Origin of the sequence: Winogradskyella sp. SYSU M77433 (assembly GCF_029911945.1) — a bacterium.
In the GTDB taxonomy this organism is placed as follows: Bacteria; Bacteroidota; Bacteroidia; order Flavobacteriales; family Flavobacteriaceae; genus Winogradskyella.
In genome coordinates, this window is record NZ_JARYTG010000005.1 from 190,853 (window position 1) to 212,347 (window position 21,495).

General features: G+C 33.4%; 20 protein-coding genes and 1 riboswitch. Of the genes, 9 read left to right on the forward strand and 11 right to left on the reverse strand.

What is annotated here, in order from left to right; all coding sequences use genetic code 11:
• Window positions 1-82 precede the first annotated feature (82 nt).
• Window positions 83-673 (reverse strand): HupE/UreJ family protein, encoded by a 591-nt coding sequence (locus tag QGM60_RS11700; protein ID WP_281140429.1) that lies wholly within the window; start codon window positions 671-673, stop codon window positions 83-85.
• Window positions 674-801: 128 nt separating this feature from the next.
• A riboswitch (SAM riboswitch) is annotated at window positions 802-926 on the forward strand.
• Window positions 927-1,040: 114 nt separating this feature from the next.
• Here QGM60_RS11700 and QGM60_RS11705 point away from each other — a divergent pair.
• The 5 genes from QGM60_RS11705 to metF are packed head-to-tail and all read left to right on the forward strand — an operon-like array spanning window position 1,041 to window position 7,338.
• A complete protein-coding gene (locus tag QGM60_RS11705; RefSeq protein WP_281140430.1) occupies window positions 1,041-2,207 on the forward strand; it encodes an aminotransferase class I/II-fold pyridoxal phosphate-dependent enzyme in 1,167 nt (388 codons plus the stop codon).
• The gene (locus tag QGM60_RS11710; protein ID WP_281140431.1) at window positions 2,207-3,208 is read left to right on the forward strand and encodes a homocysteine S-methyltransferase family protein; all 1,002 of its coding nucleotides are present in this window, start codon (window positions 2,207-2,209) and stop codon (window positions 3,206-3,208) included. Before QGM60_RS11705 ends, QGM60_RS11710 begins: the two co-directional genes overlap by 1 nt.
• 33 nt (window positions 3,209-3,241) lie before the next feature.
• Entirely contained in the window at window positions 3,242-3,601 is a 360-nt protein-coding gene (locus QGM60_RS11715) for a four helix bundle protein (RefSeq protein WP_281140432.1), read from the forward strand.
• 2 nt (window positions 3,602-3,603) lie between these two features.
• Window positions 3,604-6,330: a methionine synthase gene (gene metH / locus QGM60_RS11720; protein WP_281140572.1), complete on the forward strand. Its 2,727-nt coding sequence runs from the start codon at window positions 3,604-3,606 to the stop codon at window positions 6,328-6,330.
• Between the two features lie 54 nt (window positions 6,331-6,384).
• Window positions 6,385-7,338: a methylenetetrahydrofolate reductase [NAD(P)H] gene (metF, locus tag QGM60_RS11725; RefSeq protein WP_281140433.1), complete on the forward strand. Its 954-nt coding sequence runs from the start codon at window positions 6,385-6,387 to the stop codon at window positions 7,336-7,338.
• Here the strand turns inward: metF and QGM60_RS11730 are convergent.
• From QGM60_RS11730 to QGM60_RS11750, 5 genes are read right to left on the reverse strand one after another with little or no spacing between them, the layout of a single operon-like run.
• A complete protein-coding gene (locus QGM60_RS11730; protein ID WP_281140434.1) occupies window positions 7,335-8,180 on the reverse strand; it encodes a DMT family transporter in 846 nt (281 codons plus the stop codon). The genes metF and QGM60_RS11730 overlap by 4 nt on opposite strands.
• Before the next feature lie 4 nt (window positions 8,181-8,184).
• Window positions 8,185-9,156, reverse strand: a complete 972-nt coding sequence (locus QGM60_RS11735) for a Gfo/Idh/MocA family oxidoreductase (RefSeq protein WP_281140435.1) — start codon at window positions 9,154-9,156, stop codon at window positions 8,185-8,187.
• Window positions 9,157-9,201: 45 nt separating this feature from the next.
• The gene (locus tag QGM60_RS11740; RefSeq protein ID WP_281140436.1) at window positions 9,202-9,720 is read right to left on the reverse strand and encodes a LacI family DNA-binding transcriptional regulator; all 519 of its coding nucleotides are present in this window, start codon (window positions 9,718-9,720) and stop codon (window positions 9,202-9,204) included.
• An 11-nt stretch (window positions 9,721-9,731) separates the two neighbouring features.
• Complete coding sequence (locus tag QGM60_RS11745) at window positions 9,732-10,397, reverse strand: bifunctional 4-hydroxy-2-oxoglutarate aldolase/2-dehydro-3-deoxy-phosphogluconate aldolase (protein ID WP_281140437.1); 666 nt, start codon at window positions 10,395-10,397, stop codon at window positions 9,732-9,734.
• 3 nt (window positions 10,398-10,400) lie between these two features.
• Window positions 10,401-11,447, reverse strand: coding sequence for a sugar kinase (locus tag QGM60_RS11750; protein ID WP_281140438.1), 1,047 nt, complete (start codon window positions 11,445-11,447; stop codon window positions 10,401-10,403).
• 149 nt (window positions 11,448-11,596) lie between these two features.
• Between QGM60_RS11750 and QGM60_RS11755 the strand changes: the two genes are divergently transcribed.
• Window positions 11,597-12,619: a LacI family DNA-binding transcriptional regulator gene (locus QGM60_RS11755; protein ID WP_281140439.1), complete on the forward strand. Its 1,023-nt coding sequence runs from the start codon at window positions 11,597-11,599 to the stop codon at window positions 12,617-12,619.
• 3 nt (window positions 12,620-12,622) lie between these two features.
• Here the strand turns inward: QGM60_RS11755 and QGM60_RS11760 are convergent, their stop codons facing one another.
• The 5 genes from QGM60_RS11760 to QGM60_RS11780 form a co-directional block, all read right to left on the reverse strand.
• Complete coding sequence (locus tag QGM60_RS11760; RefSeq protein WP_281140440.1) at window positions 12,623-13,627, reverse strand: sugar kinase; 1,005 nt, start codon at window positions 13,625-13,627, stop codon at window positions 12,623-12,625.
• Between the two features lie 73 nt (window positions 13,628-13,700).
• A complete protein-coding gene (locus QGM60_RS11765; RefSeq protein WP_281140441.1) occupies window positions 13,701-15,080 on the reverse strand; it encodes a sugar porter family MFS transporter in 1,380 nt (459 codons plus the stop codon).
• A gap of 275 nt (window positions 15,081-15,355) precedes the next feature.
• A complete protein-coding gene (locus QGM60_RS11770) occupies window positions 15,356-16,429 on the reverse strand; it encodes a hypothetical protein (protein ID WP_281140442.1) in 1,074 nt (357 codons plus the stop codon).
• Window positions 16,430-16,455: 26 nt separating this feature from the next.
• On the reverse strand, window positions 16,456-16,689 hold the full coding sequence (locus QGM60_RS11775) for a hypothetical protein (protein WP_281140443.1): 234 nt from the start codon (window positions 16,687-16,689) through the stop codon (window positions 16,456-16,458).
• A gap of 263 nt (window positions 16,690-16,952) precedes the next feature.
• The gene (locus tag QGM60_RS11780) at window positions 16,953-17,183 is read right to left on the reverse strand and encodes a hypothetical protein (RefSeq protein ID WP_281140444.1); all 231 of its coding nucleotides are present in this window, start codon (window positions 17,181-17,183) and stop codon (window positions 16,953-16,955) included.
• Window positions 17,184-17,448: 265 nt separating this feature from the next.
• Here QGM60_RS11780 and QGM60_RS11785 point away from each other — a divergent pair, with 265 nt between their 5' ends.
• The 3 genes from QGM60_RS11785 (at window position 17,449) to QGM60_RS11795 (ending at window position 21,491) form a co-directional block, all read left to right on the forward strand.
• Window positions 17,449-17,973 carry an RNA polymerase sigma factor gene (locus QGM60_RS11785; protein ID WP_281140445.1) on the forward strand — a complete coding sequence of 175 codons (525 nt, stop codon included), beginning with the start codon at window positions 17,449-17,451 and terminating at the stop codon, window positions 17,971-17,973.
• 118 nt (window positions 17,974-18,091) lie between these two features.
• Window positions 18,092-18,994: a FecR family protein gene (locus tag QGM60_RS11790; protein WP_281140446.1), complete on the forward strand. Its 903-nt coding sequence runs from the start codon at window positions 18,092-18,094 to the stop codon at window positions 18,992-18,994.
• Window positions 18,981-21,491 (forward strand): TonB-dependent receptor, encoded by a 2,511-nt coding sequence (locus tag QGM60_RS11795; protein ID WP_281140447.1) that lies wholly within the window; start codon window positions 18,981-18,983, stop codon window positions 21,489-21,491. Before QGM60_RS11790 ends, QGM60_RS11795 begins: the two co-directional genes overlap by 14 nt.
• The last annotated feature ends 4 nt before the right edge of the window (window positions 21,492-21,495 follow it).

Here is a 21,495-nt window from a genome sequence, read left to right on the forward strand (position 1 = left end):
CGTACCATCTAAGTAACGAATATAAAAGGATAGTATTTTATAAACAATTCGCTACCAGTTAAAGTTTTATCAAACTTTCGTCTTAATTTAACAATTCGCTATGAATTATCATGGGAATTACAAGCCCTATAACTATAGAAGAAAGAACCATTACCCAATCTCTACGCGAAAATCTAAAAATAGTTTGACATAAAAAACCTATGAATAAAACGACAAAAACAATGATTATTTGTGCGATTTCTATTCCTAAAGCAAACTCTATTAAAAGTTCTAGCCTATTCTGTGATTGCCCTGCAAACATTTTAAATTCTCTCGCAAAACCTAGTCCATGAATAAGACCAAAAAATAATGTGGAGAAAAACAGTAAGCTTATTTTACTGTTTCTTTCTTTTTTGCCAGCAGTAAACACATTATAAATAGCGGTTATCAATATCGTTACAGGAATCAAGAATTCCACTAATGAACCATTCACACTTACAATACCATAAGATGCTAATACAAGTGAAAGCGTATGTCCTAATGTAAATACTGATACTAATAACAGTACACGTTTCCAATCCTTAAAAAGATAAGGCACTGCTAATACCATTAAAAAAAGGACGTGGTCATAACCATCGAGGTCTAAAACATGATTAATGCCATACTGAACATTAAACCAAAAGTTATCTAACATAATTAATTCGTTTGGGTAAAACCAAAGATATAACTAATACTATTCAATCAAAATAAAGAGAATAAAATTTGTTTATTCTTATTTTCTTTCAGAGTTTTGTGCTTTCAAAGTTCAAACAACTTATTGAGATGTTATCAAGAAAGGTGGAGGGATTAGACCCTTTGAAGCCTTAGCAACCCTTAGACTTACTAAGAAGGTGCTAAATTCTACTTGATTTTTTGATCCATTTATCAAAAAATTAGATAGATAACTAAAACAAAATATGCATTTCCGCATTATTATTTCTTTATAACATTTCCTATTAAGCACGTCTAAACATGGCGCTTTGGGCTTTTGGTTTTACCAAATACATAAAATTTAATAGAAAATGAATTCTAAACATATAGAAACTGCCGCAATTCGCACTCAAATAGAGCGCACACAGTTTTTAGAACATTCTAACCCTTTGTATCTAACATCGAGTTATATTTTTGAAGATGCTGAAGATATGCGCGCCTCTTTTGCAGACGAAAAAGAGCGTAATATTTATAGTCGATATAGTAATCCTAACAGCTCTGAATTTGTAGAAAAAATATGCCAAATGGAAGGTGCCGAACGTGGCTATGCATTTGCAACTGGTATGTCTGCTGTGTTTTCAACATTTGCTGCTCTTTTAGATTCAGGTGATCATATTGTGTCTTGTCAGAGTATCTTTGGTTCTACCCAGACTTTGTTTAATAACATTCTTCCTAAGTGGAATATTTCAACAAGCTACTTTAGAATAAATGAAATTGAACGTATTGAAAATTTAATTCAGCCTAACACCAAAATTCTTTATGCTGAGAGCCCAACAAACCCAGCTGTTGATATACTAGATTTAGAACTTTTAGGTAATATTGCTAAAAAACATAATCTCATTTTTATTGTAGATAATTGCTTTGCAACTCCCTATTTACAACAACCCATTAAGTTTGGTGCAGATTTGGTCATTCATTCAGCAACAAAACTTATTGATGGACAAGGTAGAGTTCTTGGTGGCGTAACTGTTGGTAATGCTGAGCTTATTCAAAAAATCTATTTGTTTTCAAGAAATACTGGTCCGGCGCTTTCACCTTTCAATGCTTGGATTTTATCAAAAAGCCTAGAAACCTTACCTGTAAGAGTAGAAAAACATTGTGATAACGCATTGAAAACAGCTAAGTTTTTAAAGAATCACGACAAGGTAAACTTTGTAAAATACCCCTTTCTGAAATCTCATCCTCAACATGAATTAGCAAAAAAACAAATGAAATTCGGTGGTAGTATTGTCGCTTTTGAAATAAAGGGAGGCATTGATGCTGGCAGAAACTTTTTAAACAGCATAAAACTCTTGTCACTATCTGCTAATTTAGGAGATACCAGAAGTATTGTTACGCATCCTGCATCAACAACGCATGCTAAACTATCGGAGGAAGATCGCCTAAAAACAGGTATTTCAGGTGGATTAATACGTATTTCTGTTGGCTTAGAACATGCCGAAGATATTATTAACGATTTAAAACAAGCTTTGAAGTAATGCCAAACATAAAAGAAGAAATACAAAAACGAATTTTAGTACTTGATGGAGCAATGGGTACTATGCTTCAGCAATATAAATTTACTGAAGAAGATTTTCGTGGCGAGCGATTTAAAGATTATCCAACGCCATTAAAAGGCAATAACGATTTGCTGTCTTTAACACAGCCAGAAGCAATTGCAGAAGTACATCGTAAGTATTTTGAAGCTGGTGCAGATATCGTTGAAACCAACACCTTTTCAGGTACATCAATCGCTATGGCAGATTACCAAATGGAAAATTTGGTTTATGAATTAAATTTTGAGTCCGCTAAAATAGCCAAACAAGTTGCGGAAGAATTTACTAAGCAAAACCCTGAAAAACCTCGTTTTGTAGCTGGTAGTATCGGTCCAACAAACCGTACCGCAAGCTTAAGTCCAGATGTAAACAGACCAGAATTTCGTGCTATTACTTTCGAAGAATTGCGAGTAGCTTACAAAGAGCAAGTCGAAGCTTTAATAGATGGTGACGTAGATGTTTTGTTAGTCGAAACCATTTTTGATACGCTTAACGCAAAAGCAGCATTATTTGCTATAGAAGAAGTAAAAGAAGAACGAGATATTGATATCCCAATTATGGTGTCTGGAACAATAACAGATGCATCAGGAAGAACATTGTCAGGACAAACGGTAGAAGCTTTTTTAACTTCAGTATCTCATATCCCATTGTTAAGTGTTGGTTTTAATTGTGCATTAGGTGCAGAACAATTACAATCGTATTTAAAACGCTTATCCGACAAAACTGAATTTCATACTTCTGCACATCCAAACGCTGGATTACCAAACGCGTTTGGTGAATATGACCAATCACCAGAACAGATGCAACAACTTATAGAAAACTATCTAAAGGATAACTTAATCAATATTATTGGTGGTTGTTGCGGCACAAGTCCTGAACACATTAAAGCTATTGCTGAAGTGGCTAAAAAATATAAACCTAGACAAGTAGTTGTTGGTGTTTAGTTTATTGTATTTAGTATTAAAGAAGAAAGAATTATGAAGAATTATACAGATTTAGATGTTTGGAAGATTGCAAGAAAATTGGTGAAGACTGTTTACAGCTTGACGTCTCAATTTCCAAATACTGAAATATATAGTCTTACAAATCAAATTAATAGAAGTGTAATTTCAATCCCTTCAAATATTGCTGAAGGTATAGGAAGGCAATCAGATAAAGAGACTATTCAATTTTTATATATCTCAAAAGGTTCTCTTTTTGAACTCGAAACTCAGTTGTTTCTAGCTCATGATTTAGAATATATTTCAGAAAAACAGCTTTCAGAAGTTTTAGAAGAGATTACTTCTGTAAAAAGATTATTAAACGGATTCATTAATTATTTCAAAAATAAAAAGTAATGATGAATTCAACCAAACACCAAACACCAAACACCAAATACTTACAGTTATCAGGTTTAGAACCATTAATTGTTACACCAGAAAGTAATTTTATAAACGTTGGTGAGCGCACAAACGTAACAGGTTCGCGTAAATTTTTACGATTAATTAAAGAAGAAAAATATGACGAAGCGCTAGATGTAGCAAGAGAACAAGTTGAAGGCGGTGCGCAAATCATAGATGTTAACATGGATGAAGGTATGTTAGATGGCGTTTACGCTATGACTACCTTTTTAAATTTAATAGCTTCGGAACCTGATATTGCACGTGTTCCAATTATGATTGATAGCTCAAAATGGGAAATTATTGAAGCTGGTTTGCAGGTTGTGCAAGGGAAATCGGTTGTAAATTCTATCAGTTTAAAGGAAGGTGAAACTGAATTTATTCGTCAAGCTAAACGTATTAAGCGTTATGGTGCAGCAGTTATTGTGATGGCTTTTGATGAGGTTGGTCAGGCAGATACCTTTGATAGACGCATCCAAATCTGTGAGCGTTCCTATAAAATATTAGTGGACATTGTCCACTTTCCACCTCAAGATATCATATTTGATCCTAACATTTTTCCTGTGGCGACAGGTATGGAAGAACACCGAAAAAACGCACTTGATTTTTTCAATGCGACCAAGTGGATTCGAGAAAATTTACCTCACGCAAACGTGTCTGGTGGCGTTAGTAACGTGTCGTTTTCTTTCAGAGGAAATAATACCGTAAGAGAAGCGATGCATTCCGCTTTTCTTTACCATGCCATTAAAAACGGAATGAATATGGGTATTGTCAACCCAACCATGTTAGAGGTTTATGATGAAATTCCGAAAGAATTATTAGAACGTGTTGAAGATGTGTTATTAGACCGACGTGATGATGCAACTGAAAGATTATTGGACTACGCCGAAACTGTAAAAGGCAATAAAAAAGAAGCCGATAACGCGATTCAAGAATGGCGAAATGAAGCTTTACAAAACCGAATTACACACGCTTTAGTTAAAGGTATTGATGCTTTTATTATTGAAGATGTAGAAGAAGCACGAAAATCTGTCGCTGCACCAATAGAAGTTATTGAAGGTCATCTAATGACTGGAATGAATGTAGTTGGCGACTTGTTTGGAAGCGGAAAAATGTTTTTGCCTCAAGTGGTAAAATCTGCAAGAGTGATGAAAAAAGCAGTAGCCTATCTTCAACCATTTATTGAAGCTGAAAAAGATGGAAAACAAGAGTTTGCAGGAAGAATATTGATGGCAACTGTAAAAGGTGACGTTCATGATATTGGGAAGAATATTGTTAGCGTTGTTTTAGGCTGTAATAATTTCGAAATTATTGATTTAGGCGTTATGGTTCCGCCAGAAAAAATCATAGAAACGGCAAAAAAAGAAAACGTAGATATTATTGGATTAAGCGGATTAATCACACCATCATTGGATGAAATGGTAACCATTTCCAAAGAAATGGAAAAACAAAATTTTAAGATTCCATTAATGGTTGGTGGAGCTACAACATCTAAAGCACATTCGGCTGTGAAAATTGCGCCACATTATAGTAACACAGTTATTCATGTTAACGACGCATCTCGTGCAGTAACGGTTGTTGGTGATTTGTTACAGAAAGACAACCAAGTATTTAAATCGCAAATAAGAGAAGAATATGATGCGTTTAGAGAAAAATTTCTAAACAGAACAAAGCAAAAAGAATATATTTCTATTGAAGAAGCGCGACAAAAAAAGTTTAAAATTGATTGGAATACTACTGAAATTATAAAGCCAAATCAATTAGGAATTCAAGATATTCAAGATTTTGACATCACACTTTTATATGACTATATCGATTGGTCACCATTTTTTAGAAGTTGGGATTTACATGGTAAATTTCCTGAGATTTTAGAAGATGAAGTGGTTGGTAAACAAGCTTCCGAATTGTATAAAGATGCCAAAGTATTGCTACAAAAAGTGTTTGATGAAAAGCTGCTGAAAGCAAAAGCAGTTTTTGGGTTATTTCCTGCAAATTCAGTTAACAATGATGATATTGAGGTGATGATCGAAGATTGTCATGCTGAACTTGATTCAGCATCTCAAAAAAACTCGGTGAAGTTTCTAACACTGCGTCAACAACTCAAAAAAAGAGAAAGTGTTCCAAATTTCGCATTAGCCGATTTTATCGCGCCAAAAGACACAGGAATTCAAGATTACATCGGTTGTTTTTGCGTGACTACAGGTTTTGGAACCGAGCAATTAGCCAAAGATTTTGAAGCGAATCACGACGATTACAATTCCATAATGATTAAAGCATTAGCCGACAGATTAGCCGAAGCATTTGCAGAGTATTTGCACCAAAAAGTGCGTACAGATTTTTGGGGTTATGCATCTAATGAAAATTTAAGCAATCAAGAGTTGATTAAAGAAGCCTACAAAGGTATTCGTCCTGCGCCAGGTTATCCAGCTTGTCCAGATCATTTAGAGAAAAGGACCATTTGGGACATTTTAAAAGTTGAAGAAATCATTGGTGTAAAATTAACCGAAAGTCTAGCCATGTGGCCAGCAGCGAGTGTAAGTGGTTATTATTTTGCAAATCCTGAAGCTAAATATTTTGGTTTAGGAAAAATCACCGAAGATCAATTAGAAGATTACGCAAAAAGAAGAAATATTAGCAAAGAAGACGCTGAAAAATGGTTAAGCCCAAATTTGGTTGATAGTTTATAGTTGTTTGTTTTTAGAAATAACTAAACACTAATCACCAAAAACTAAACACTAACAATGAAAGTAACAGAACACATAAAAAACGCCAACGGAAAAACCTTGTTTTCGTTTGAGATTATTCCGCCAAAAAAGGGTAATAGCATACAGCAATTGTATAATAATATTGATCCTTTAATGGAATTTAAACCGCCTTTTATTGATGTGACAACGTCTAGAGAAGAGTACGTTTATATTGAAAAAGAAGGACTTTTAGATCGGAAAATTACACGTATGCGACCAGGAACGGTTGGGATTTGTGCGGCGTTAAAACATAAATACGATGTAGATACAGTACCGCATGTGTTGTGTGGCGGATTTACAAAAGAAGAAACAGAATATTTACTTGTAGATTGCCATTATTTAGGAATCAATAACGTGATGGCGTTACGTGGCGATGCAATGAAACATCAGCAGTATTTTGAGGCTTGTAAAGGCGGACATCAGTTTGCGAAGGAATTGGTAGGACAAATTCAGAATTTAAATAAAGGTAAATACCTTCACGATGTTATTGAGGTTGATGATAAAGCAGATTTTTGCATTGGTGTTGCTGGTTATCCAGAAAAACATATTGAAGCACCATCTTTAAAAACCGATTTAAAACGCCTTAAAGAAAAAGTAGATGCTGGTGCAGATTATGTTGTAACACAAATGTTTTTTGATAATAAAAAGTATTTTGAGTTTGTAGACGCAGCAAAACAAGAAGGTATAAATGTGCCAATCATTCCTGGTATAAAACCCATTGCTGTAAAACGTCATTTACAGTTATTGCCACAAGTATTTAAAATAGATTTACCAGAAGATTTAATTGATGCAGTTGATAATTGTAGCACTAACGAGCAAGTAAGACAAGTTGGTATCGAGTGGGCAATTAACCAATCTAAAGAATTACAAAAAGCTGGCGTGCCCGTATTGCATTATTATTCTATGGGAAAAAGTGATAATATTAAAGCGATTGCCGAAGCGGTATTTTAAAAAAAGAACGCTAATTCTTTTTTACAAGTACATTCATTGTTAAACCTAAAAACAATAAGAAGTATTCCAACCAAACTCCAAACGGTATAGCTTTCATCAAACCATACTAAACCGAGAATAATGGTGAAAATAACTTCTAAATATTTAAAAGGAGCTATTTGATTGGTTTCTGCTATTTGCATGGCTTTAGTCATGTAGAGTTGTCCGAAATATCCAAAAACACCTAAACTCATAAGTACTAGCCATTCTGTACCAACTGGAGTAATCCAAACATGTATAGATAATAATCCGCCTATTAGAGTTGAAATAAGCATAAAGTAATTAACCACAACTACTGGGTGGTCATCACTTCCAATTTTTCTAATAGATATATAAACTAAGCCCGCAAAAAAAGCCGATAAGAAAGCGTAAAGAACACCTTCTAGTTCTAATTCGGAATCCAGACCTTTTAGAATTATGACACCTAAAAATGCTATGGCAAAAAACAACCATTGCACTGGTTTTACTTTTTCTTTGAGAAGTACTAAACCAAAAAAAGTTGCGAAAAAAGGAGATATGTATCGAATAGACACTGCTGTTCCTGAAGCAATATATTTTAAGGATAAAAAGAAAAGCATCATAGATATGAGTCCAAAAATACTTCGTAATATCAACAGTCCTCTTCGGTTTCCTGCTAAAGAAATTTTATTCTTAAATAAATAAGGTAGTGTAAAGAATAAAGAACCTAAGGATCTAAAAAAAACAATTTGAAAAACATTGAAGCTGTCAAGTGATTTAACAAACAGATTCATACATGTAAATGCTGAAGTACAGATAAACATATATTGAATTGCCTTTTTCAATAGTCTAGGCTTTTTTCGTAAAAGTATCCATAATCTCCATTACTGAAAGCCCTTCATCTGCAGTGCAAGGATTATCTTTTTTACCTAAAAAATAATCCACTGTATTTTGAATCATTGGTTGCTGAATATGCTTAGGATTTTCAAATTGAAAAGTAGTCGTTTCACCATCAGTATGAAGCTCTACTTTATCACCAAAAAATGAAAATTTAATATAGCCTTTGGTTCCAGAGATTAAACATTCATCTTTCTTGTTAGCTTCTGAAACATTGAAACTCCAAAGACCTCTAAACTGAACTCCACTTTCAAATTCTATTATGCCATTTACTGTCGTAGAAACGTTAGGAATTGCTTCTGAGTTAAACCCTTTTACCCATTTTGCTTTTCCAAACCATTTCAACATTAAATCTATTTGATGTGGTGCTAAATCATGAAAATATCCTCCTCCTGAAATTATAGGATTTAACCTCCAATTATCCTCTGTATTGGCAATTATGTTGTTAGTTCTTGGCTGTAAAATTTGAATATCAGCATAAATAATATCTCCGATAACACCTTCTTTTAAAAGTTGTTCTACCTTTAAAAAAGCTGGCAGTTGCCTTCTGTAATGTGCTACTGTTAATTTTGAATGACTTAATTCTAAAGCTTCACACAATACTCTCGCCCCTTCTGAATTTAATGTCATTGGCTTTTCCAAATACACATTTTTGTTATGCTTCAGAGCTTCTATGGCATAAGACAAATGTGTTGAAGGAGGAGTTGCTATGTAAACCGCATTAATTTCTGGATGATTCAAAATAGATTCAGCAGTATCAAAAAATAATGGCACGTCATGTCTTTTGGCAAAATCTTGTGCTTTTTCCTTATTTCTGCGCATTACAGCTAGCAAAGAAGAATTTTCGCAAATCTGAAATGCAGGACCGCTTTTTATTTCAGCAACATCACCACAACCGATAATTCCCCATACAACGTCTTTCATATATAATGCGTTCTTTTGGTTTCGGTAAAGATAGTCCTTTGATAGTTATTCAATATTCAAAAGACTCATTAAACTACTATGTGAAAGTTGTTTTATTTCTTCTGGTGAATGATTAAGATTGAGTTGTAGTAACTCTAAAGGAATTGAAGAATTGTTGTAGCTTACTTTGCTTTTATTTTCTGTAGAAACAATAATAACTCCATCAATAGAACCATCATTTAAGCTATTAATGTAATCTTCTTCCTTTGTAGGTGAATTAAATGTTTGGTATAATAAAACCCTATAACCAAATCCCTCTGCTGATTGCTGTAAATAACAAAGAGCTTGGTTATAAGATTTTTGAGTGACCTCAGGTAAAACTATAGCTATAGATTGCGATTTTTTTATTCTCAAAGCAACAGCATAATTATTGGGTACATAATTAAACTTTTTTGCAATTCCTTTAATAGCATTTCGTGTCTCTATACTAATATCTTGCTTGTCGTTCAAAGCTTTTGAAACTGTTGACACAGAAAAGCCAGACATTGAAGAGATTTCTTTTATAGTTAACGTAGAGGATTTCAATTTCTAAATAATTATCTAAGTGATTTAATAATGTCTAAAGCATTTTTAGTATCCGACTCAATCTTTGCTAAATCGTAATTACCATCAGCATTTTTAGCGATTAATTTTGAGCCCATCCCAACACAAGTTACTCCAGCTTTAAACCAACCTTCTAGGTTTTCTTTAGTTGGAGATACACCACCTGTAGGCATAATGCTTGTCCAAGGTTGAGGTCCTTTTATTGCCTTAACAAAGTCTGGTCCGTAAATACCACCTGGGAATAACTTTACAACTTCACAACCAAGTTCTTCTGCTCTACAGATTTCAGTTAAAGAACCACATCCTGGAGACCACATTACTTTTCTTCTATTACAAACAATAGCAATGTCTTCTCTTAATACAGGTGTAACGATAAAGTTAGCACCAAGCGCCATAAAACGAGACGCAGATGCAGCATCGGTAACAGAACCAACACCCATTATCATTCCTGGAAGTTCTTTAAGAACATATTTGTTTAACTCACCAAAAACTTCGTGAGCAAAATCTCCTCTTGCAGTAAACTCAAGTAATCTTGCGCCACCATCATAAACAGCCTTAATTACTTTTTTACTTACTTCGATATCTGAGTTATAAAACAACGGTACTAAACCGGTTTGTTTCATAACATTTACAACTTCTATTCTTGAATAATTTGCCATAACTTATCTTGCTACACGTCCAGAAGCATCACCTCCCATTAATTTTTCTACTTCAGAAACTGTTACTAAGTTAGCATCACCTTTAATAGTGTGCTTTAAACATGAAGCAGCAACAGCAAAGTCTAATGCGTTTTGATCATCTTCAGGGTATTTTAATAATCCGTAAATTAATCCACCCATAAATGAATCTCCACCACCAACTCTATCTACAATATCAGTGATTTGATACTGACGGGTTTCGTACATTTTTTCTCCATCGTATAATACACCAGCCCAAGTGTTATGAGAAGCAGAAATTGATCCTCTTAAAGTTGTAATTACTTTTTTAGCTTTAGGAAACTTAGCCATCATTTGCTTACAAACAGATAAAAATGCTTCTGCTTTTACATCGTGTCCGTGTTTGTGTACGTCTAAACCTTCTGGATGAATACCAAAATGCTTTTCTGCATCTTCTTCATTTCCTAAAACGATATCACAGTACGATGTTAATTCTGTCATTATTTTTTCTCTATGCGCATCATCACAATACGTCCAAAGCTTTGCTCTATAGTTTAAGTCAGTTGAAATAGTAACACCCATTTCACTCGCCACTTTTACAGCTTCCAAACATGCGTCTGCTGCACCTTGAGAGATAGCAGGTGTAATACCTGTCCAGTGGAACCAAGCGACATCTTTAAAAACTGCTTTCCAGTCTACCATACCTGGCTCAATCTCAGAAATTGCAGAATGTGCTCTATCATATACTACTTTACTTCCTCTACTTACAGCACCAGTTTCTAAGAAATAAATTCCTAAGCGATCACCACCATAAATAATCTTATCTACACCTACACCTCTTTTACGCATTTCCATCATAGCACACTCACCAATATCATTTTTTGGTAAACGCGTTACAAAATCAACTGGCACACCATAATTAGCTAACGATACTGCTACGTTAGACTCTCCACCTCCATATACTACATCAAAGCTAGATGCCTGTGAAAATCTTAAAAAACCTTGAGGAGCTAACCTTAACATTATTTCTCCAAAAGTGACTACTTTTTTCATTCTTAAATATTAGTTTAATTATTTATAAAATTATTGTTGGTTAAACGTTTAAGCATTTGATTTAAAAATAAATCAAAACTGTCTTAGTTTTGATTCTTAAAATTAAATACGTTAATTTTGCTTAAACGATTAAGCAAATATATAAAAACTTGGCAAATAAAAAAAGAACGACTATAAAAGACATTGCTAATGTGCTCAACATATCACCTGCAGCAGTATCTAAAGCCATGCACGATGACTCTAGAATAAGCGAAAAAACTAAAGCTGCCGTTAAGCGTGTTGCCAAAGAATTAAACTACCAACCTAACCACCTAGCCAGCGCACTTAGAAAAGGTAAAAGCAACTTGGTTGGAGTTATTGTACCTCGTACAAACAGTAATTTCTTTTCTTCAGTTATTGAAAACATGGAGGCTGTTCTTGATAAGGCTGGTTACAATATCATTATTACGCAGTCGAAGGAATCTTTTAAAAAGGAATGTAAAAATATAGATACGCTTCTTTACACTCAAGTAGATGGCATCATTGCTTCTATGGCCAATGAAACAACTGATTTGTCGTTTTACGAGAAAATAAAATCTAAAGGAATTCCATTGATTCTTTTTGATCGTGGTGAAAATGACCTAAATGTTGACTACGTTGGCATAAATGATTATGACAGCAGCCATATGATTGTTGAACATTTAGTTGAAAAAGGTTGCAAGCGTATTGCTCATATTGGTGGTTATAGACGAACTCGAATTTTTAACAATAGAATTAGAGGTTATATTGATGCTTTAAAGAAAAACAATCTGCCTTTAGATGAAAATTTACTTACTGAAAGCAATCTTACGCTTGAAGATGGTAGAGAAATGATGGAAAAGTTTTTGCAGTTAGAGCAACGTCCTGATGCTGTTTATGTGGCGAGTGACAATGCGGCTTTAGGAGCGCTTCAGGTATTGAATGAGCATCATATTAATGTCCCTGAAGATATTTGTTTGATTGGTTTTGGAAACGAACCATTTACATCTTTGGTAAGTCCAACAATTTCAACAGTAAATCAGCATAGTGCCGAAATAGGCAAGATTGCTGCTGAAACTTTCTTAAGTCGAGTTAACGATGAAAATTGGAAGCCAACCTTAAACAAAAATATCTTAAAATCTGAATTAATAGTTAGGGAGTCCTCAGATAAATAAGGTTTACCTGTTAAATCTTCCTGAAGTATTTCCTTCTAAAATATTCATAACTTCTCCAACCGAAGAAAAATTAACATCACCTTCATATGTGTGTTTTAATGCACTCGCTGCAGCCGCAAATTGCATGGCTTTATAGTCATCAAAATTTTGCAGACCATAAATTAAACCTGCTGCAAAGGCATCACCAGTTCCTATTCTGTCTACAATATGCGTAATATCTAGATCCTCTGTTTCTCTAAATTCCTGACCATTCCACATTCTAGATCTTATCTTATGCCAAGAGGCATTAATAGGAGTTCTAATCTTATCAAAAGTTTTCTTTATGGAAGGAAATGTTTCTATTAAGGTTTTACTAGCTTCAATAAAATCTTCATTTGAATAGCTATAACTCGTACCCAAAAGCTCATTCATTTCGTTAATTCCTCCAATGAAGATGGTAGAATATTGCATCAAGTCTGAAAGGGTATCTTTAGGATCTGCACCATATTTCCACAAACCACTTCTATAAGTAGGATCGGCTGAGACTTCAATCCCCTTTTCTTTTGCCAATTGTAGTCCTTCTTTTAAAGTTTTATAACCACCTTCGCATAAGGCTGGTGTAATACCTGTCCAATGAAACCAATGACACCTTTTAAGTGATTTCTCCCAATCTACCATACTGGGTTGTATTTCAGAAAAAGCAGAATGCGACCTATTATATGAAATAGAACTTGGGCGCATTACGGCACCAACTTGTAAAAAATAAATTCCTAAAGGACGTTTAGAACGTACAATTTCGGAGGTGCTAACCCCAAACTTTCTGAGATATGATATTGCTGTATCACCTACAAAATCATCAGATATTGATGAAACGTGCTTTACTTTTCCACCAAAATTAGCAATAGAAATAGCAACATTAACTTCTGTACCACCAAAATAAAACTCAAGGTGGTTAGACTGCATCAGTGTTTTGTTTCCTAGTGGTGAAAGGCGCATGAGCACCTCACCAAATGTTACGGTTTGTTTCATACATAAATTTAAAAAAAAGCCTTTCAAAATGGAAAGACTTTAGTTTATTATTTATTTAAATATGTACGATTAATTATTTCTTCCAGAAAGCTTCAATTTCCTCCAGAGATTTTCCTTTAGTTTCCGGAATGAATTTATAAGTCAAAAATATGATGACAACTATAAAACCGATAAAAATGAAATAAGGTAAAGAACCATTCCACGTTGGCCCGTTATTTACTTCACTTTGCATAACCATTGGAAAAGTTTGAGTCACTAAATAATTGGCTGCCCATTGTGCCGCAACTGCAACAGACATGGCAACACTTCTAATTTTGTTAGGAAACATTTCTGACAATATTACCCAAACTATTGGTCCCATGGACATAGCGAAAGACGCAATAAAAATTAATACTCCTAAAAGAGATACAAAACCGACAGCTTGTTGCTGTAATGAGACTCCTAATAATAAGAAACCTATAATCATTCCTACAGAACCTATGTACAATAATGGTTTTCTACCCAACTTATCAACCGTGAACATAGCAACGAACGTAAATACCAGATTTACAAAAGCCAATAAAATTTGTTGTAAAAGCACATCGTCTTTTCCAAAACCTAATGCTTTTTCAAATATATCGGCACCATAATAAAGCACAGCATTGATTCCTGTGAATTGCTGAAGCATTGACAATACAGTTCCTATTAGAATAATGACAAATATTGCTTTAGAAAAGTAATTCACTTTTATTTTGTTCTCTTCTGTTTCTAAAGAACTTTTTATTTCTTCAATTTCTTTTTGAGCCTGTTCAACTCCGTGGATTTTATTTAAAATCTGTAAAGCTGCAGTATCTTGACCTTTCAAAGCCAACCATCTTGGACTTTTAGGAACTAAAAACAGAAGTATTAGAAATAAAGTACTTGGTATCAATTCCGACCAAAACATGCGTCGCCAACCAAATTCTAAATTCTCTGCTTCCGATAAATTATTACCAATAAAATAGGTTACCAAAAACACAACAAAAAAACCAATTACAATAGCTAATTGGTAATAGGTAACCATTTTGCCTCTAATGTTGCTTGGTGCAATTTCCGCAATATACATTGGAGCATTCATGGATGCTATACCAATTCCCAATCCACCAATAATTCTAAACACCACTAAAACAGGTATAGTTTGAGGGAGTATTTCTGGTAGTCCAGATCCCCAAGCAGACACCGTGAATAGAATAGCAGAAAAAATCAATGAATTCTTCCTTCCTATTTTAACACTTAAAAACCCTGCTGCAATAGCACCAACAAAACAACCAATTAGAGCACTACCAACAACAAAACCTTGGGTGGTTTCATTAAATTCAAAAAACTTGGTGAGGTAAAATTGTGCACCGTTTATTACTCCTGTATCGTATCCAAATAATAAGCCTCCTAATGCTGAAACCGCAGCAATAAGAATTAAATAGGTCTGTTTATTCATTATAATTAGTTGTTGTTTAGTGTTACCAAAACAGCTGCAAAAGCCTTGGTATATTCAATTTGCTAGTTGCGCACTAATGTAATGGAAAATATTGACATTTTTTGTTAAGCTCCGTGTTAAGATTAGCTTTTACATTTTAAATGTAACAGTTAGGTTTTGTAAATAAAAAATGCCTTTGTCGATTTGGACAAAGGCATTGAACATATAAAATTGCTATTAATACTCTATTTGTATGGATTATATGTTAAAGTTAGTATTGTTAGTAAGGGATTTAGTTAGTTACAGTAGCTACCGAATCTTAATCGGTCTACACCTAATCTTAATTCTATTTTCTTTTCTGTTGGTTGCATATTTATGTTGATGACTTCCCAAGTATCACTGAAATCTGGTAAATCAGTAACATTAACATCAAAAAATAATTCATCATCTATAATAACAGCCTCCCAAGTACCTTCAAAGATGTTTGCTCCTTCTATTACAGTTATAGTTCCATCACCATTGAAAGTGAATGTATAATCGGTGTAGAGGTTCACCAAATTGTTATTATCTCTGAACAACTTATCTATTGACCACTCAGTACATTGCGCTAAGGCATCCTCGAGATCAGCTGTTGAACAAGATTCGCAATCGTCATCACCATAATCGTTGTCATCATCTTCATCACAAGTATTATCTGAAACTAAAATGATATTCTCTAAATCTTCAGCAGTTTCTATGGTTTCTGTTGTTCCTTCTGAAAAAATCATAACTACCGGAAAACCTATAGTAACGGCAGTATAATCTTGTAAATCAATAATAAAATTGAATAATTCGCTATCCTCATTGATAGTTACAGAATCCATAGTTTCTGTAAGTTCATTAAAATAATATAGGGTTATTGGATACTCAAAGTCTATACACTCAATGTCATCATCATCCTCAGTAGTAGGAAATATGTTTGTAACATCTTCTAGTTCAGAATCAGAATTCACACTATATGTTGTAAAGTCTGGTGCTATTACAGTAATAGGATAAGAAATAATTAAAATGTCTTCATCGTCATCAGAAAGATCAAAAATGTTTTCTATGTCTTGGTAGCCATCTTCATCTTCTATAAAAAGCTCCGTTCCATTAGCTGTAACCGTAACAGGCAACTGAATTCTTAAACTACTTGATTGGTCTATTATATTATCACTTGAACCATCACTCATCGCTACTCTTCCCATTAGATTGGCTAATGTAGAGTTGGGGTGAATGTATTCATTTTCAGGCGGATCTATACTTAGGTCGTTTTCCGTTCTACACGAACAAACTAATGCCATAACCAAAACACTTAATAAAAAGTAAGGTTTTGTGATTCGATTCATCATTCTCAATATATTTTTAAAGCCCAAAATTACAACTTCCATCCGCTTTCTAGTTGTTTTAGTCCTTTAGTTGTTCGCTTTAATTGATCATAGCGAATCTGAGCTAATTGATATTTGTATTCGTTAACAGAATCATTTGGATTCTGTACTAACATTCTTTTTAGTTGTGCAATTTTGTCTTTGCACTGTACCAGTTCTTTCTCTTTTAATTCAGAAAGAAACTGTACCATTTTTTTGGTGTTGATATCAAAGTTTTCAATCATTTTCTTTCGGTATTATTAAATCTTAAGGCTTAAGTAATCTTTCTAATCTTTTTAAAGTCATATTAAGTAATGCTTGACATGACCTATTACCTGGATCTAATAATAATACTTCTGAAAGGCTTATAACTTTCGATCTGTATCTATTAATTTCTTCAGCTTTCAACTGAGAAGAAATACTATTTACGTTTAACGTTGTGACCATTTAAGTAGGATTAGTTAGGGAATTTGGTTTAACAGGAATTTCTACACTTCCTATTAAGGATTTATGATGCTGTCAAAAGTCTCTCTAATTGATTTAGGGAAGACTTAAGTTCTTCTTGCTGAGAATTGTTATAAGGGTCTACAATTACAGCTTCGGATAGGGCCACCACCTTAGTACGATAATAATTAATTTCTTTATTTTTTAATTGGGATAATAATTCATTAAGATTAGGACGAAAGTCTACATTTTTTAACTTCAATTCCGTAAGGGCGATGTTTAAGTTACTACTCATAATAGGGATTAATTCGTTAGGGGTTCTTAATATTAAAACAACCCTGTAATCGATTGTCCCAAGAAAAATTTTATTTTTTTTATTTCAAAAATCACTTTTGAATTTTTCTCAAAAAAAAGCGGTTTTTTGTGATTTATAAACAAAAAAATATAGATGTTTCTAACAAATCAATATTGCTACTTCACTTTAACTAAAAGGGCACATGCTGAGTTTATTTTTTTTCTATATTTCGACACCCTAATAAAGAACAAAGATCCCCTAACCTTTGCCTAAATCTTTACATAACGACATATGCGATAAATTTCGCTTTTCTAGAGTTTACGAAAAGTATGCTCAGAGTTTAAGTAATATTCTCTTATATAAATATGGAGATTTGCTAAATCCTTCCGATAAAGTTCAGGAGGCATTTATTAAACTTTGGGAAAACTGCAGTAAGGTCTCACCCGAAGCTGTAAAATCATTTTTGTACACTACTGCAAATAATTTAATGCTAAACGAAGTAAAGCATCAAAAAGTAGTGTTTAAATATCAAGAAGTAAAACCAAAAGACTACACCAACGAGTCTCCAGAATTTATTTTAAGAAAAAAAGAATTCTCTAAACGTTACGAACGTGCATTATCAAATTTGAGAGAAGATGAAAGAGCTGCTTTTCTACTCAGCAAGGTCGATGGTAAGACACATAAGGAAATTGGAGAAATTTTAGGAATCACAAAAAAGATTGCTGAGCATAGGATTTATGCAGCATTGAACAAATTAAAGAACGAGTTAGAAGAACTCAACAAAAAATAATTTTGGGATATTTTAACATGAGTTGTTTTAAGTATAAACAGCTCAATTAAAATTTATTTCAAAAAAGTTTGGGACATTTTAAAAGAGAGTTGTTTTAAATATAGAACACCCCAAAGTCATGGATCAAGAAATTTTAGTTAAAAAGTGGTTAAGCAACGAACTATCTGAATCAGAGATGACTTCCTTTAAAGCTCTGAAAGATGCTGCTTTATATGAAGAAATTGTTGAAGAAGCACAACGTTTTGGAGGAAACGAGAATGCTAAAGTTTTGTCTTTTGACGAATTTGAAAAGCAACTACCTGCCAAAAACACCACAAAAACTATAAACTGGACTAAAGTAATTTCTAGCATTGCAGCAATTTTGGTTGTTGGCATAGCACTTTTTACCGTTCTAAACCAAGACAATATAAATAGCTACACTACAGAGTTAGCGCAAAACGAAACTATTACTCTTCCAGATAACTCAATAGTAAACCTTAACGAACTATCTCATTTAGAATATAATGCCTCTAAATGGAGTGAAAAACGCTCTCTAAATCTTGAAGGTGAAGCCTTTTTTGATGTTGAAAAAGGAAAACGTTTTGATGTGGTTACCAATCAAGGAAACGTGAGTGTTTTAGGTACAGAATTCAATGTACTTTCTAGAGAAAATGAGTTTAAAGTGTCTTGTTATGAAGGTTTAGTAACTGTAAACTATAATAATAAAGAAGTAATCGTTCCTGCAGGAACAGAATTTTCCTTAAAATCTGGTAACACAGAAAAAACTAAGGTAACTATTGCCGAACCTCATTGGATAAAACGTATGAGTGTTTTTGAAAATGCCACTTTGCAAGATGTTTTTACTGAGCTTGAAAAGCAATATGATATTAAAATAAACTACCAAGGAAGTCATACAATACATTTCACTGGTGCCTTTGAGCATAATAACCTTGAAAATGCTTTAAAATCTATTACAAATCCTCTAAATTTGTCTTTTCTTATCCAAAATAAGGAAGTGACAATAGAGAATGCCACCAAATAAATACTTACTTCTTTTACTACTGTTTTTTTTCTCAATTGCTTTTTTGCAAGGTCAGGATAATGACCAAGAAAATAAACTCCCTATTGAAAACATACTAACTAAAATAGAGACAGCCCACAACGTAATATTTAATTACAAAAGTGGGCTTCTTGATGATATTGTAGTTTTTGAGCCTCGTAAGGATTTAGACCTATCAGCTAAAATTGAAAGCCTTCATAACCAAACAAATTTAGTTTTTACAATAGTCAGTAAAGCTATAATTACCATATCTAAACCTATAAAAATTTGTGCCTATTTAAAAGATGAATATTTACAAGAACCGCTTGAAGGAGCAACTATAACCAGTGATTCTAAATACACTATAAGTGACAAAGATGGCTATTTTGAATTAGAATTAAATTCTTTGGACGATATGCTATCCATACGATTTATTGGTTTTAAAACTATAGAAAGACAAGCCAGATATTTTGATTTAGAACAATGTAGTGTCATTACTATGTCAGAGCATCACGAAATGATCAGTACCGTTTTATTAAAAGCTTATTTAGTTCAAGGTATAGATAAAGATAGTGACTGGACAACCTCTATAGATTATAGTGAGTTTACGCTTTTACCAGGATTAATTGAGTCTGATGTTCTTCAAACCGTACAGGCTTTACCAAGTATTTTAAGTACCGATGAAACAGTATCTAACCTTAACATTAGAGGTGGTTCTAACGACCAAAACCTTATTCTTTGGGATAATATAAAAATGTACCAAACAGGTCATTTCTTTGGGCTTATGTCTAGCTTTAATCCTCATATGACCCAGAAAGCCACTATTATCAATAATGGCTCGGACGTGTCTTTTACTGATGGTGTTTCTGGTACAATTCATATGAAAACTGACCGAAAAATCAATTCAGATTTTGAAGGCATTTTTGGCATAAATTTTCTGAATGCAGAGTTATTTACCAACATACCCATTAGCGAAAAATCATCACTTCAAGTAGCTTCAAGAAAATCGTTGGATGAGTTTGTAAGAACACCGACTTACAAAGTGTATTTTGATAGAATAACCCAAGATAACGAGATTCAAAACAACAATTCTGAAATTGCAAAATCAGATCAAGAATTCAATTTTTATGACGCTTCATTGCGCTGGCTATACAATCCTTCTGAAAAAGATTTCATCCGATTGAATTTTATTCACAACAGCAACGATTTAAGTTTTAATGAAACAACTGAGCTGGATGATAACATGATTACTAGACAAAGTAAAGTGTCTCAAAGTACACTAGGATTTGGCCTGAATTATACCAGAAAATGGAATAAAGAATTTGAAACCATAATAAACACTTACAACTCAGATTACAAATTGCAATCCTTAAATGCTGATATTGTTTCTAACCAGCTTTTTTTACAGGAAAACATCGTGTCTGAAACAGGTATTAAAGTCCAAAACATTTACACTAAAAATCTCTGGAAGCTAAAGTTGGGCTATGATTTTACAGAAACTAAGATTACTAATCTCAACGATATTGATTTACCTCGTTTTGTAAGGCGAGATGAAGAAGTTTTAAGAGAACATGCTGTTTATGGTCAAGCAAAATTTAGTAATGCAGCTAATGATTTTGCTATTAGAGCAGGTATTAGAGGCAACTATATTACAAAGTTCCAAAAAGCTATCGTAGAACCTCGACTTAGTATTAGAAAAGCATTAGGAAATCATATAGAAATTGAAGCTTTAGGAGAATTCAAACATCAAAATGTATCTCAAATTGTAAATTTTCAAAATGATTTTTTGGGTATTGAAAAAAGAAGATGGCAGCTTACCGAAAATGACAGTATTCCTATTATTAAAAGTAAACAGGCTTCATTCGGAATATTATACAAAAACAAAGGTTGGCTTTTAGACTCTAAACTTTATTACAAAACAGTTGATGGTATTACTACGCAAAGCCAAAGTTTTACGACTAAGTATGAGTTTGCTAGAGAACAAGGGAGCTACAATGCATACGGTTTTGAATTTTTATGTAGAAAAAAACTGAACGACTTTAACAATTGGTTGAGCTACTCATATATAAACAACAAATACACTTTTGAAGATTTAGAAGAGATAGAGTTTCCGAGCAATTTTGATATTACCCATTCCTTTGCATTAGGTAGCACCTACAGCACTGATTCTTGGAATATTTCTGCAGGTATTAATTACAGAATTGGCAAACCAACCTCAATACCAATAAAAAATAACGAAATTGAAGATGGTGATATTAACTGGGATGTTGCTAACGGTGAGCGATTAAAAGACTATCTAAGAATAGATGCTTCAACACTTTATAAGTTTAAAATAAGTAGCACTTTTAGATCTGAAGTTGGTGCTTCAGTCTGGAATATATCCGACAGAAAAAATGCAATCAACAATTACTTTAGAACTAACGATAGCGATAGCGTAGATAAATTCTCAAGATTTTCTCTAGGCCTAACGACTAATGCGGTATTTAGATTATATTTTTAAAAGA